13 protein-coding genes are annotated in these 13276 nt (G+C 53.2%); 7 read left to right on the top strand and 6 right to left on the bottom strand.

From position 1 onward, the window contains the following. Positions 1-13: 13 nt before the first annotated feature. A complete protein-coding gene (gene queF / locus AC2FCQ_RS17280) occupies positions 14-859 on the bottom strand; it encodes an NADPH-dependent 7-cyano-7-deazaguanine reductase QueF (RefSeq protein ID WP_490309074.1) in 846 nt (281 codons plus the stop codon). 63 nt (positions 860-922) lie between these two features. Between queF and syd the strand changes: the two genes are divergently transcribed. Next, positions 923-1474 carry a SecY-interacting protein gene (syd, locus tag AC2FCQ_RS17275; protein ID WP_404760865.1) on the top strand — a complete coding sequence of 184 codons (552 nt, stop codon included), beginning with the start codon at positions 923-925 and terminating at the stop codon, positions 1472-1474. Positions 1475-2091: 617 nt separating this feature from the next. On the opposite strand, the gene AC2FCQ_RS17270 is transcribed toward syd, so the two are convergent. Next, entirely contained in the window at positions 2092-3330 is a 1239-nt protein-coding gene (locus AC2FCQ_RS17270; protein ID WP_404760864.1) for an MFS transporter, read from the bottom strand. A gap of 183 nt (positions 3331-3513) precedes the next feature. Between AC2FCQ_RS17270 and AC2FCQ_RS17265 the strand changes: the two genes are divergently transcribed. From AC2FCQ_RS17265 to AC2FCQ_RS17255, 3 genes are read left to right on the top strand one after another with little or no spacing between them, the layout of a single operon-like run. Next, complete coding sequence (locus tag AC2FCQ_RS17265) at positions 3514-3843, top strand: YqcC family protein (RefSeq protein ID WP_209639848.1); 330 nt, start codon at positions 3514-3516, stop codon at positions 3841-3843. Beyond that, the gene (gene truC / locus AC2FCQ_RS17260; RefSeq protein ID WP_209639851.1) at positions 3843-4613 is read left to right on the top strand and encodes a tRNA pseudouridine(65) synthase TruC; all 771 of its coding nucleotides are present in this window, start codon (positions 3843-3845) and stop codon (positions 4611-4613) included. Before AC2FCQ_RS17265 ends, truC begins: the two co-directional genes overlap by 1 nt. A gap of 33 nt (positions 4614-4646) precedes the next feature. Continuing rightward, positions 4647-5096, top strand: a complete 450-nt coding sequence (locus AC2FCQ_RS17255) for a flavodoxin (protein ID WP_490309073.1) — start codon at positions 4647-4649, stop codon at positions 5094-5096. An 81-nt stretch (positions 5097-5177) separates the two neighbouring features. On the opposite strand, the gene AC2FCQ_RS17250 is transcribed toward AC2FCQ_RS17255, so the two are convergent. From AC2FCQ_RS17250 to map, 4 genes are all read right to left on the bottom strand, one after another. Next, the gene (locus AC2FCQ_RS17250; RefSeq protein WP_006318690.1) at positions 5178-5567 is read right to left on the bottom strand and encodes a DUF3461 family protein; all 390 of its coding nucleotides are present in this window, start codon (positions 5565-5567) and stop codon (positions 5178-5180) included. 129 nt (positions 5568-5696) lie between these two features. Continuing rightward, positions 5697-6521, bottom strand: coding sequence for a 2,3,4,5-tetrahydropyridine-2,6-dicarboxylate N-succinyltransferase (gene dapD, locus AC2FCQ_RS17245; protein ID WP_037418465.1), 825 nt, complete (start codon positions 6519-6521; stop codon positions 5697-5699). A gap of 43 nt (positions 6522-6564) precedes the next feature. After that, positions 6565-9192: a bifunctional uridylyltransferase/uridylyl-removing protein GlnD gene (gene glnD, locus AC2FCQ_RS17240; RefSeq protein WP_416221892.1), complete on the bottom strand. Its 2628-nt coding sequence runs from the start codon at positions 9190-9192 to the stop codon at positions 6565-6567. A gap of 181 nt (positions 9193-9373) precedes the next feature. Continuing rightward, positions 9374-10168, bottom strand: coding sequence for a type I methionyl aminopeptidase (map, locus tag AC2FCQ_RS17235; RefSeq protein ID WP_209639859.1), 795 nt, complete (start codon positions 10166-10168; stop codon positions 9374-9376). A 357-nt stretch (positions 10169-10525) separates the two neighbouring features. On the opposite strand from map, the gene rpsB reads away from it, so the two are divergent. The 3 genes from rpsB to pyrH all read left to right on the top strand — a co-directional run bounded on the left by rpsB (position 10526) and on the right by pyrH (position 13229). Further along, the gene (gene rpsB, locus AC2FCQ_RS17230) at positions 10526-11251 is read left to right on the top strand and encodes a 30S ribosomal protein S2 (protein WP_004952226.1); all 726 of its coding nucleotides are present in this window, start codon (positions 10526-10528) and stop codon (positions 11249-11251) included. Between the two features lie 128 nt (positions 11252-11379). Next, a complete protein-coding gene (tsf, locus tag AC2FCQ_RS17225; RefSeq protein ID WP_209639862.1) occupies positions 11380-12231 on the top strand; it encodes a translation elongation factor Ts in 852 nt (283 codons plus the stop codon). 272 nt (positions 12232-12503) lie between these two features. Then, positions 12504-13229, top strand: coding sequence for a UMP kinase (gene pyrH, locus AC2FCQ_RS17220; protein ID WP_004952223.1), 726 nt, complete (start codon positions 12504-12506; stop codon positions 13227-13229). Positions 13230-13276: the final 47 nt, after the last annotated feature.

Here is a 13276-nt window from a genome sequence, read left to right as displayed (position 1 = left end):
GCAATGTTCCGCACTATTGGCGTGCCAGGCGGCCATGTGAAGGGACAAAGTCAGTGTTACTGCGCCATGGATTGATGTCCAACCCGCCACGACGGGTATAGCGTGCGTAAACGGTCAGGCTCTGCGGTTGGCAGTAGCGCATCAAATCGTTAAAAATACGCTCTACACACTGTTCGTGGAATTCATTGTGGTGACGGAAAGACACCAGATAACGTAATAGCGCCTCACGGTCGATTTGTGCCCCTCGATAATGAATTTGTACTGAACCCCAATCGGGTTGGTTGGTGATCAGGCAATTGGATTTCAGCAGGTGGCTGACAAGTTGCTCTTCGACCTGTTGCGTGCCGGCGGCATTTTTCAGGTAATCCGCGTTGAACGTGTAATCATCGATGCGAATGTCCTGGTGATCGATACATTCGCCGTCTAACCGGGCGATCTGGCTCCCTTCCAATTGATCGACGCGGAACAATGAGACGCTGACTTCACCTTGCGCGCAAAGAGAAAGATCGCGTTGTAAGGTAGTGCGTACGGTCTCCCAGTCGCTAAACGGCGTCTGGTTAAAACTGTTGAGATACAGTTTGAAGCTTTTGGACTCAATCAGGTTGGTGCTGTCGGCGTTGAGGCTAATCTCACCGACTGCGACCTGCGGCAGGCCGTTGTCGTTCAGCCAAGAGAGTTCGTACAGCGTCCAAATATCGGCACCGTGAAACGGCAGGTTGTCGGGATACAAACCCAGCGGCTCGCGGTTCATGCTGCGTGGCACCGCCTGCAGCAGCGTGGCGTCGTAGCGATCGCAATACGCGGTAGCTTTGCCTAGCGTCAATGCCGAAAGGGCATGATGATCTTGATATGAGGACATCTGCTGTCACCTTGGTCATAGATAGGTACAATGGATGCCAGTTTACCGTATGCGAGAAAAAATATGGACCATGATGTACCGCACGCCCTGCGTGAATTCACCCAGCGCTATGTTGATCTTTGGCAGCAAGAACGCGGTCATGCGCCAGCAAGTCAAGATCTATACGGCGTGCCGTCGCCTTGCCTCGTAGAAAATCGGGATAACGAGGCGCTATGGTTGCCGCAGCCGTTTACCCCAGCAGCGACGCTGGAAAAGGTAGCGACTGCGCTTGATCTGCGTCTGCAACCCGACATCAACCTGTTTTATACCCAACAGTATGCGGGGGATATGACCGCGCAGTTCGGTGAGCATGATGTGACACTGCTGCAGGTGTGGAGCGAGGATGACTTTATTCGCCTGCAAGAAAACCTGATCGGCCATCTGGTGACGCAAAAACGCCTAAAACTGTCGCCAACGTTATTCCTGGCCACCACAGAATCAGAAATGACCATGGTTTCGTTGTGCAACGTGAGTGGTAACGTGGTGCTGGAACAGTTTGGGAGTGATAAACGTACGTTGTTGGCGGCTTCGTTGGGGAATTTCCTCGACGCATTGCGCCCTCGACTGGGCGTTTGACGCTAATTTCACCGTAATCCGTGTGAGAGATCTCTCACACGGGCTGTGAGAGATCGCTTTTAATTTTTCTCTGCCACTGGCTTAGACAGATTTTATTGTTATCCAGATCAATTGGTTAGAATTTCTTTAGGATAACTCTTAGTATTAATTTCCTGTCAACCAACCAGTAAGCCCTTGTGAACCAGAGATAATTAAGCGATCTTATGTGTACCGGAAGGGACGCTGTGGAGCTGGAAAGCATCAGGATGATGCAGCTTCAGGACGAAGAAAGGGATGCGCTCAGTGAAGAGCGAAGGATGGCGTCAGGAGATGCCCAGGATGTTTCAGGATTGAAACCAGGGACACCTCCAGGACGGAGATTGAGAGCCGGCACAGGATGGTTGGCGGGCCATGAAGGCTGAGGAACCGCATCAGGACGATGTTAGAGGATAGCGCCAGGACGGTTTGGTCAGGATGGCCGCAGGAAAAGTTTTCAAGGATTGAGCAGGGAGCACACTGTGTAGCAGGACTGCTATAAAACGAACCGAGGGCACTGTTAGCGCAGTGCCCTCAACTTTTATATTGGTTATGCTTTAAGCATCAAAGATGCTTGTCCCTGTTCACATTCATCTCAGCTATTAACCAATTGCCCCCAGCGTATCGCCATGTCCCTGTTTTTTCGGTAGCAGGAATAATGTGGCGTAAATATCCAGCAGGTAAATCGCTGCCAGCAGGCTGATTGCCGCAGTGAAGGATACCTGGGTCACCAAGGCGCCGATGACCAATGGCCCTAAACCGCCAATGCCGCGCCCCAGATTAAACAGGATGTTCTGCGCGGTAGCGCGCGCCTGAACGGGGTAGGTATCCGAGATCAACGCGCCGTAGCCACCAATCATGCCATTAACGAACAATCCCATCAGCGCCCCGGCAAACAACATTAGCGTTGGGTCGCTAAGCTGCGCGTAGACAATCACCATCACTACGGCGCCAATCTGATAGCTGACGAAAATCTTCCAGCGGGTGAAGCGATCGGCCAAGACGCCAAATAGCCAAATGCCGAATGTCATGCCAATCACCGTGACCGCGGTCCACAAACCAGACTTGGTCAGCGAAAAACCGAAGTTTTTTGCCAGATATGTTGGCATCCAAATCATCAGTCCGTAATAACCGAAATTCTGCACCGAGCACAGAATAAAAATACCGATGCTGGCTTTGCTGGTGGCTCGGTCCTTGAACAGCAGCCTAATACGTTGAGTGAAGGACAATGTCTCACCGGTACGTTGCTGGTGGACGAATTCCTCCGGCTCACCCAAGGTGCGGCGGATCAGGAATGAAACCAACGCCGGGAGCAATCCAACCAGGAACATGCCGCGCCAGCCAATATGGGTCAGCAGTAACGGCGTGAGAAACGCGGCTGCCAGCACCCCAAGTTGCCATCCCATGCCCACATAAGCGGAGGCGCGATTACGTTTTTCCGCTGGCCAGGCTTCGGCGATCAGCGCCATGCCGATACCAAACTCACCGCCTAGCCCGATCCCCGCCAGTGTGCGGTAGGCGAGTAAATCCCAGTATCCCTGCGCCAGGGCGCACAGCCCCGTAAATAACGAAAACATCAGGATAGTGAGGGTCAATACCCGAATGCGTCCAAAGCGATCGCTGAGGTGGCCGAAAATCACGCCTCCCAGTACGGCGCCGATCAGCGTCCAGGTGACCAGTGAACCGGCGGCGGAAGAACTCAGCCCCATTTCGATACTGATAGCGGGCAGCATAAAGCCGAGGATCAGCAAGTCGAAGCCGTCCATCGCGTAGCCGGTGACTGAGGCAAGCATGGCTTTGCCGGGTGTGGCGTGATTTTTTATCGGTGTAGTTGCGGGCATCTGTCTAATCTGCGTGGTTTATTTGGTGAGTATATTGTGCCGTGCGGTGCTGTAGGCTACCAGTTCAAATGCTCGAAGGTTATCCACTCAGCTGGATTTGGGCTATAAAAAGTAAAATGCTATGCTTTGCCGCCTTTCAGCCGCGCCGCTGAATATCATGGTTTAAACGGATCGAGAATGCAGATGAGTATACAAAATCAGGTTCGCCTTAGTTTGCAGGCGATTGAACAGTCAATGCGAGAGTTGGCGCTGTGGCAGGCCACGCCGCCAGAGCCTGAAGCCTTCGCCAGCCCCGAGCCGTTTTGCATAGGCAGCATGTCGGCAGAAGCGTGGTTGCAATGGGTCTTTCTACCACGTATGTACGCGTTGTTGGACGCCGGTTCGCCTCTCCCGACGCGTTTCGCTATTGCGCCTTACTTTGAAGAGGCACTGAAAGATAGCGAACCTAACTGCATGCCGCTGCTGGTACAGTTGCAGCGTCTGGATCTCATGCTGAATAAAGAGCCTCAATAATGCTTGAGATCCTTTATCAGGATGAGTACTTGGTGGCGGTGAACAAGCCTTCCGGGTGGTTGGTGCACCGCAGTTGGTTGGATCGCCATGAAACCCAATTTGTCATGCAGACCGTGCGCGATCAGATCGGCCAGCATGTGTTTACCGTACATCGGCTCGATCGCCCTACCTCCGGTGTGCTGCTGATGGCACTCTCCAGCGACGTCGCGCGGCTGCTATCGCAGCAGTTTGAACAACATCAGATGCAAAAAACCTACCACGCGGTAGTGCGTGGTTTTGTGCCAGAAGGCGATACTATCGATTATCCGCTGACGGAAGAGCTGGATAAAATTGCGGACAAATTTGCCTCGAAGGATAAAGGGCCACAACCAGCAGTGACGCATTATCGATCACTGGCGCAGGTAGAGATGCCGGTGGCCATTGGGCGTTACGACAGTGCGCGCTATAGCCTGGTCGAACTGAAGCCGGAAAATGGCCGCAAGCACCAGCTGCGCCGCCATATGGTGCATATCCGTCATCCGATCATCGGTGACAGTAAACACGGCGACCTGCGTCAGAACCGGGGTATGGCTCAGCATTTCGGTTGTTCACGCCTGATGCTCCACGCCAGCCATTTACAACTGAATCATCCGGTGACCGGTGAGCCGTTGCTTCTTTCTGCGCGTTGGGATGAGCCCTGGCAGGGTGTCATGTCACAATTTGGCTGGGCAGAGAGTATCCCTGAGCTTGCCAGGGTTGAGTTTCCCCTGACGAGCGGTCAGGATAGTTGATCATTTTCAAAGGTATGTAAGGGAGTAGGGGCAATGGCTCAGGTTGGAATCTTCGTGGGAACGGTCTACGGTAATTCGCTGTTAGTGGCAGAAGAAGCGGAAAATATCCTCAGCGAACAGGGCCATGAGGTCAAACTGTTTGAAGAGGGCACGCTTGAGGCTTGGCAGTTTTACCGTCAACACTACGCATTGGTGATTACCTCCACGACGGGTCAAGGCGATTTGCCGGACAGTATTGCACCCTTGTTCCATGCGATCCGTGACCAGGTCGGTTACCAACCGGAACTGCGTTATGGGCTGATCGCGCTGGGTGACAGCAGCTATGACAATTTCTGCGGCGCTGGGCGGGCATTTGATGCACTGCTTCAGGAACAGGTGGCAACCCGTGTAGGTGAAGTGCTGGAAATTGATGCGATGGAACAGCCTGAGCCGGAAGTGGTTTCTTGCCCGTGGGTCGAGCAGTGGGGCACATTGCTGAAATAGCATTACCCGTCGCCTGTAGGGTGCGAATACATTCGCACCGATTGATGCGGGCGCAGCATGCTGCGCCCCTACAGTTACAGCTTATTTACCGCGGGTCAGTTTTTCCAGATCGGATTCGATCTCGGCAATTTTGTGTGAGACCACACCTTCCAGATGACGCAGGTCATCAAGAATTTTGCGTTTCAGATCCACTTCCACCTGATCGCGTTGGCATAGCTGATCCAGCTCATCAATGACGTAGCGCAGGTTCGGGTTTATTTCATGGATTTCTTTGTAACCCTGACCGGCGTTGTCTGCTACCACAGTTTTACGTTGGCGCGGATATTTGAATTTCACGCTCTTGGCAAAGAACTCGCCTTTGTCCTTGCGGAAATAAATCTTAAGAATGTCGTTATTGGCCTCCTGACGCAGGCTATAGCGATCGACATCTTCCGGTTGATTGATTCCTAAGCTTTTCAGGTTGTCATACATAATAGCGCCACCTTATAAATAGACTTTATTCCACGGTCTGGGATTATGGCGAATAACCACGCCAGAGACTGTGACAGCTCACGTAATGAAGACAAAAAAATGGCGGGTTAATCACCCGCCATATCTATTTTAGTCGATGGTACGCAATAGCTCATTAATACCGACTTTACCGCGCGTTTTGGCATCGACTTTCTTGACGATGACCGCGCAATACAGGCTGTAAGAGCCATCTTTGGATGGTAGGTTACCGGAAACCACCACGGAACCTGCTGGGACACGACCGTAATGCACTTCACCGGTTTCACGGTCGTAAATGCGGGTGCTTTGGCCCAGATATACGCCCATGGAGATCACCGAGCCCTCTTCCACGATCACGCCCTCAACCACTTCTGAGCGTGCGCCGATGAAACAGTTGTCTTCGATGATGGTTGGGTTAGCTTGCAGGGGCTCCAGAACGCCACCGATGCCCACGCCGCCTGACAGGTGTACGTTTTTACCGATCTGCGCGCAAGAACCGACGGTGGCCCAGGTATCCACCATGCTGCCTTCGTCAACGTAAGCACCGATATTCACGTAGGAAGGCATCAGAACCGTGTTGCGTGCAATAAATGCACCTTGGCGAACCGTGGCTGGTGGTACGACGCGGAAGCCTTCTTTCTGGAAGCGCGCTTCATCGTAATCAGCGAACTTCATTGGCACCTTGTCGTAATAACGGGTTTCTGCACCGTCCATCACTTTGTTGTCATTAATGCGGAAAGAAAGCAGCACGGCCTTTTTTAGCCACTGATGCGTTACCCACTGACCGTCAATCTTCTCGGCAACGCGCAGGGCGCCGCTGTCCAGCAGGCCGATCACCTGGTTTACCGCTTCGCGCGTTACGGTGTCTGCGTTCGCCGGAGTGATTTCTGCACGGCGTTCGAAGGCGCTTTCAATAACGTTTTGTAATTGCTGCATGCTGTTCTCTGTCCTGATGTTGTCTACGAAAAAGTTACTTGTATCACAATTTATCGTTTGGATTGAGGGCCTCTGTCAACCGTTGTTCCAACTTTCTGCGTGTTTCCGGGTTAAGGGCGCGTCGATCGCTGTCGGCAAGAATAAATAAATCTTCCACCCGCTCCCCAATGGTGGAGATGCGTGCGCCGTGCAGAGACAGACCGAGATCGGCAAATACTTCGCCTACCCGGGCCAGCAGGCCGGGTTGATCCAGTGCGGTCAGTTCCAGATAGCTCCGGCGGTCAGTATGGGTTGGCAAGAAACTGACCTCGGTCGGCACGCTGAAATGACGCAGCTTGGAGGACGGCCTGCGCACGCGCGGCGGTTGATACTCTCGTTGAGTAATGGCCTGTACCAGTGCGTGTCGGATCGCCGCGTGACGGTCCTGGGCGAGTGGACTGCCATCGGGTTCCAGCACAATAAAGGTATCCATTGCCATGCCGTCGCGGTTCGTGAAGATTTGTGCGTCATGAACACTGAGGTTACGCCGGTCCATTTCGCCGGCTACGGCGGCAAACAGATACGGACGGTCAGGGCTCCAAATGAAAATTTCAGTACCCCCACGCGTCGCTTGTCTGCTGACCAATACCAGCGGTTTGGTGGAGTCATGGGCCAACAAGTGGCGTGCGTGCCAGGCCAACTGATTAGGCGAGTGACGCAGGAAGTAATCGGCACGGCAGCGGCTCCAGATACGGTGCAGCGCTTCTTCATCGATATTATCCATACGTAACAGGGCCAAAGCCTGCAGGCGGTGATGGCGCACGCGCTCACGCAGATCCGGGCTGTTTTGCATGCCACGGCGCAGCTGTTTCTCGGTGGCAAAGTACAGTTCACGCAACAGGCTCTGTTTCCAGCTGTTCCACAGGGTTTCGTTGGTGGCACAGATGTCCGCAACGGTCAGACAAACCAGGTAACGCAGACGGGTTTCGCTCTGTACTTCTGCGCTAAACTGCTGAATAACCGTCGGATCCTGAATATCACGGCGTTGTGCGGTTACCGACATCAACAGGTGGCAACGCACCAGCCAGACAACCAATTGGGTCTCTCTGGAATTCAAACCGTGCAATTCAGCGAACTCCAACACGTCTTGTGCACCCAGGATAGAGTGGTCGCCGCCACGTCCTTTAGCGATATCGTGGAACAAGGCGGCCAACAACAACAACTCTGGGTTTGGCAGACGCGGATACAGCTCCACACACAGCGGGTGGCGTGGCCGGGTTTCCGCATCGGCAAAGCTTTCCAACTTTTGCAGGACGCGAATGGTGTGCTCATCAACGGTATAGGCATGAAACAGATCGAACTGCATTTGCCCGACAATTTTGCCCCACTGCGGCATATAGGCCCACAGCACGCTGTGCCGATGCATCGGCACCAGCGCCCGTGATACCGCACCTGGGTGGCGCAAAATGGCCATAAACAGCTCGCGAGCCTCTGGAATGTTGCACAGTGGCTGCTTTAGGTGCCGACGCGCGTGGCGGAGTTGACGCACCGTGGTGGAGTAAATGCCTTTGATATCGCGGTTGCGTACCATCAGGTAGAACATCCGCATGATGGATTCAGGTTGGCGGATAAACAATGTTTCGTCACGCAGGTCGATAAGATCGCCGCGAAGTTGAAAATCATCATTCAGCGGGCGCGGCTTTTCTGTCGCGTCCAGTGCGAGGATGGCTTCGTCGAACAGTTGCAGCAGCATGTGATTCAATTCGCCCACGCGGCGCGTCATGCGATAAAAGTCTTTCATCATGCGTTCAACGGGCTCGTTGCCTTCCCCCTCGTAGCGCAACAGCTGCGCTACACTGAGTTGGCGATCGAACAGCAGCCGGTTGTCATAGCGTGGCAGCACCAGATGCAGGGCAAAGCGGATGCGCCACAGGAAGCTTTGGCACTCGTTGAGTTCGTTGCGCTCGGCCTGCGTGAGGAAACCGAAACCGACCATTTCGTCCAGTGAGGTCGCCCCGAAGTGACGGCGAGCGACCCACAATAGCGTGTGAATATCGCGCAACCCGCCGGGACTGCTTTTGATGTCTGGCTCAAGGTTGTAACTGGTGCCGTGATAACGCTGATGGCGTTCCTGTTGCTCAACCAATTTCGCGTGGAAAAATTTGGGGGATGGCCAGAAGCCATCGCTGAAGATGTGCTTCTGCATTTGCAGGAATAGGGCGACATCACCGCAGATCATTCGCGATTCAATCAGGTTGGTGGCAACGGTCAGGTCTGCCAGCCCTTCCAACAGGCACTCCTCCAGCGTTCGCACGCTGTGGCCCACTTCGAGCTTCAGGTCCCATAGCAGGGTGATAAATTCCCCTACACGCTGTGATTGCTGCTCATTCAGGCGGCTCTGACTCAGCACCAGCACGTCAATGTCCGAAAGCGGATGCAATTCGCCACGACCATAGCCACCAACCGCCACCAGTGCGGTTTCAGGGATATCTTTAAAGCCGTAGAAGGCCCACAGGCGGCGTAGCAGACGGTCGATAAAGTCGCTACGGGCGGCGACCAGGCTTTCCGCGCTGGAGCCGGCATTAAATGCCGCGGCGAGCCAGAGTTGGAATTGCTCAAGGCGCTGTTTCAGCGCGATGCAGTTAATCTCTTCATCGCCGTAGGCGTTGGGATATTCAGGCTGCTCTGGCATGGCCTGTTGTGGAATGACCGAGGTGTCGTGTTGGCGGAAGTTTTCAGACATAGTACGCAGCCCATAAAAAAGGCCGGTAATCCCCTTCATCTTTCCAGTTGCCGCCTTGCCGCAACTGGAAATCCATCGGGTTAATACCAGCCTATCTATATAACGAGCTGCAGTGACGCAGTTGCAGCTCTTACATTTCGTGCGTAATGATGTTGGGGATGGTGTCATCCTTGCGCAACGTCATTATCTCGCAGCCGTTATCTGTGACCACAATAGTATGCTCATACTGTGCCGACAAGCTGCGATCTTTAGTTTTTACCGTCCAACCGTCTTTCATGGTACGAATGCGGTAATCACCGGCGTTAACCATAGGTTCGATCGTGAAGGCCATACCGGCCTGCAACACCACGCCGCCGTCATCGGCGTCATAGTGCAGTACCTGCGGTTCTTCATGGAAGACCTCGCCAATACCGTGGCCGCAGTACTCACGTACCACGGAAAAGTTTTCGGCTTCGACGAACTTCTGGATCTCTTTGCCCAGCGTGCGCAGGCGGATGCCCGGCTTCACCATTTTCAGTGACAAATACAGGCTTTCTTGCGTGATGCGGCACAGGCGCTCACCCAGAATGGTCGGCTTGCCAACAATGAACATCTTGGAGGTATCGCCATGGAAACCGTCTTTGATCACGGTGACGTCGATATTCACGATGTCGCCATCTTTCAAGACTTTGTCATCGCTCGGGATACCGTGGCAGACCACTTCGTTGACCGAAATACAGACGGACTTCGGAAAACCGTGGTAGCCAAGACAAGCAGAAATGGCCTGCTGTTGGTTGGTGATGTGATCGTGACAGATACGATCCAGTTCGCCGGTGGTCACGCCAGGTTTGACGTGCGGCTCGATGATTTCCAGCACTTCGGCGGCCAATCGGCCAGCCACGCGCATTTTTTGGATGTCATCAGGTGTTTTAATTGAGATTGCCATGAAATTCGTCCGCAGGTGTCGTGCTCGACGACAACAGAAAGAAATAAGAAGCAGTCTCTTATGGTACCAGCCCGGCCAGAGGCTGCCAAATTTGATTTCTTTGACAGCCTCTGGCCGGTAACAAAAGTTGGTGTCGGGGGCGGGTTTATGGTATAAAGCGCGCCGGCAGATCCGCTCTTCGTCCTTGTGATAATGGCGGAAAAGGCCGAAAATACTTTAACTGCACTCACTTTGTGTAAATAACACACACGTATCGGCACATCCGCCGGGGTGCCCTGAGGTGATTTATCACCGCCAGGGTCGGCGTTATGGGATACGTGGAGGCATAACCCCAACTAACTCTATAGAGGTTTAATCATGGCAACTGTTTCCATGCGCGACATGCTCCAGGCCGGTGTACACTTTGGTCACCAGACCCGTTACTGGAACCCGAAAATGAAGCCTTTCATCTTCGGCGCACGTAACAAGGTTCACATCATCAACCTGGAAAAAACTGTACCAATGGCCAACGCAGCACTGGCTGAACTGACCAAGATCTCTTCCCGTAAAGGTAAGATCCTGTTCGTTGGTACTAAGCGCGCAGCAAGCGAAGCGGTAAAAGAATATGCTAACAACTGCGATCAGTTCTTCGTGAACCATCGCTGGTTGGGCGGCATGCTGACTAACTGGAAAACCGTTCGTCAGTCAATCAAGCGTTTGAAAGATCTGGAAATCCAGTCTCAAGATGGCACCTTTGACAAGCTGACCAAGAAAGAGGCGCTGATGCGTACTCGCGAACTGGCTAAGCTGGAAAACTCCCTGGGTGGTATCAAGGACATGGGTGGTCTGCCTGACGCTCTGTTCGTAATCGATGCTGATCACGAACACATCGCGATCAAAGAAGCCAACAACCTGGGTATCCCGGTATTCTCTATCGTTGATACCAACTCCGATCCAGACGGCGTTGACTTCATCATCCCTGGTAACGACGATGCAATCCGTGCAATCAAATTGTACCTGACTGCCGTTGCTGCCGCCGTCCGTGAAGGTCGTTCTCAAGATCTGGCCGTTCAAGCGGAAGAAAGCTTCGTAGAAGCTGAATAATAAGGCAAGCTCGTCACTGAGCCCTTATTAACCAGGTATTGAATATGTTGGTTAGGGGGGCCTTTATAGGCCCCCTTTGCTTATCTGAATGAGAACTGTCTCTACGCGAGATAACCGAGGAAAAAGAAATGGCTGATATTACCGCTGCTCTGGTAAAAGAACTGCGCGAGCGTACTGGCGCTGGCATGATGGATTGTAAGAAAGCGCTGGTTGAGTCCAACGGCGACATCGAGCTGGCAATCGAAAACATGCGCAAATCTGGTGCGATCAAAGCGGCGAAAAAAGCAGGCAACGTAGCTGCTGACGGCGTGATCAAAACCAAGATCGAAGGCAACTACGGCGTGATCCTGGAAGTTAACTGCCAGACTGACTTCGTTGCTAAAGATGCCGGTTTCCAGGCATTCGCTGACAAAGTGCTGGACGCTGCTGTTGCAGGCAAAATCACTGATGTTGAAGTGTTGAAAGCACAGTTCGAAGAAGAACGTGTAGCGCTGGTTGCCAAAATCGGTGAAAACATCAACATCCGTCGCGTGGCTTCCCTGGAAGGCGACGTGCTGGGCAGCTACCTGCACGGCGCACGTATCGGCGTTCTGATCGCGGCTAAAGGCGCTGATGAAGAGCTGGTTAAGCAAATCGCTATGCACGTTGCGGCAAGCAAGCCAGAATTCGTTAAGCCTGAAGATGTGTCTGCTGAAGTAGTAGAAAAAGAGTACCAGGTTCAGTTGGACATCGCCATGCAGTCTGGCAAGCCGAAAGAAATCGCTGAGAAAATGGTTGAAGGCCGCATGAAGAAATTCACCGGCGAAGTTTCTCTGACCGGTCAGCCTTTCGTTATCGAACCAAGCAAAACCGTTGGCCAGGTGCTGAAAGAGCACAACGCTGACGTTGTTAACTTCATCCGCTTCGAAGTGGGCGAAGGCATCGAAAAAGCGGCAAATGACTTTGCTGCTGAAGTTGCAGCAATGAGCAAACAGTCTTAATGACTGTATACCCGATAGATTTCGCGGTGCGGCAAGGCGGCAACTGAGCGAACTCCCAGAAGCTTGGTTTACCAGGTTTCTGGGGTAAGTGACGGCAGCCAACGCAGTGGCAACGTGAAAGATGAAGGGTATAATGGAGCCGCCGTCAGGCGGTTCCATTCTATCCAGCCAGAATTACACCGGTGGCAAGCCCTGTGGCATTATACTCAACACAGGCGCGTTTCATCGGCTGAAATCCCCAATACTAATACTGCTTCTTAGGACAGAACTCCATGGCAACCAATGCAAAACCCGTATATCAGCGTATTCTGCTTAAACTGAGTGGCGAAGCCCTGCAAGGCGCAGAAGGTTTTGGTATCGACGCTAGCGTTTTGGATCGCATGGCTCAGGAAGTTAAAGAGCTGGTCGAACTGGGAATTCAGGTCGGTGTAGTTATTGGCGGCGGTAACCTGTTCCGCGGCGCGGGCCTGGCGCAAGCTGGCATGAACCGCGTAGTGGGCGACCACATGGGAATGCTGGCTACCGTGATGAACGGCCTGGCTATGCGTGATGCACTGCACCGTGCCTATGTGAACGCCCGCCTGATGTCGGCAATTCCGTTGAACGGCGTGTGCGATAACTACAGTTGGGCAGAAGCAATCAGCCTGCTGCGTAATAACCGCGTGGTGATCTTCTCCGCCGGTACCGGCAACCCGTTCTTCACCACCGATTCAGCTGCGTGTCTGCGCGGGATCGAGATCGAAGCGGATGTGGTATTGAAAGCGACCAAAGTGGATGGTGTATACTCCGCTGACCCGGTTAAAAACCCGGATGCAACACTGTATGAGCATATCACCTATCAAGACGTGTTGGAGCGTGAGCTGAAAGTGATGGATCTGGCGGCATTTACGCTGGCTCGCGATCACGGTTTGCCAATCCGCGTATTTAACATGAACAAACCGGGTGCGCTGCGCCGGGTGGTGATGGGTGAGAACGAAGGTACGCTGATCAGCAAATAAGGCTGTTCTGCCAAATTTAGTGGGAGCGGGTAACGCTATGCGTTGTG

This window comes from Serratia sp. CoH_134_PS_4, from assembly GCF_058190535.1.
This window is presented reverse-complemented; position numbering and strand designations above follow the sequence as displayed.

Bases quoted from the DNA above. Each gene is read 5' to 3' on its own strand.
- tsf (WP_209639862.1), top strand. From the start codon at position 11,380: ATGGCTGATATTACCGCTGCTCTGGTAAAAGAACTGCGCGAGCGTACT.
- AC2FCQ_RS17250 (WP_006318690.1), bottom strand. From the start codon at position 5,567: ATGTATGACAACCTGAAAAGCTTAGGAATCAATCAACCGGAAGATGTC.
- pyrH (WP_004952223.1), top strand. From the start codon at position 12,504: ATGGCAACCAATGCAAAACCCGTATATCAGCGTATTCTGCTTAAACTG.
- glnD (WP_416221892.1), bottom strand. From the start codon at position 9,192: ATGCCAGAGCAGCCTGAATATCCCAACGCCTACGGCGATGAAGAGATT.
- syd (WP_404760865.1), top strand. From the start codon at position 923: ATGGACCATGATGTACCGCACGCCCTGCGTGAATTCACCCAGCGCTAT.
- AC2FCQ_RS17255 (WP_490309073.1), top strand. From the start codon at position 4,647: ATGGCTCAGGTTGGAATCTTCGTGGGAACGGTCTACGGTAATTCGCTG.
- rpsB (WP_004952226.1), top strand. From the start codon at position 10,526: ATGGCAACTGTTTCCATGCGCGACATGCTCCAGGCCGGTGTACACTTT.
- queF (WP_490309074.1), bottom strand. From the start codon at position 859: ATGTCCTCATATCAAGATCATCATGCCCTTTCGGCATTGACGCTAGGC.
- AC2FCQ_RS17270 (WP_404760864.1), bottom strand. From the start codon at position 3,330: ATGCCCGCAACTACACCGATAAAAAATCACGCCACACCCGGCAAAGCC.
- truC (WP_209639851.1), top strand. From the start codon at position 3,843: ATGCTTGAGATCCTTTATCAGGATGAGTACTTGGTGGCGGTGAACAAG.
- AC2FCQ_RS17265 (WP_209639848.1), top strand. From the start codon at position 3,514: ATGAGTATACAAAATCAGGTTCGCCTTAGTTTGCAGGCGATTGAACAG.
- map (WP_209639859.1), bottom strand. From the start codon at position 10,168: ATGGCAATCTCAATTAAAACACCTGATGACATCCAAAAAATGCGCGTG.
- dapD (WP_037418465.1), bottom strand. From the start codon at position 6,521: ATGCAGCAATTACAAAACGTTATTGAAAGCGCCTTCGAACGCCGTGCA.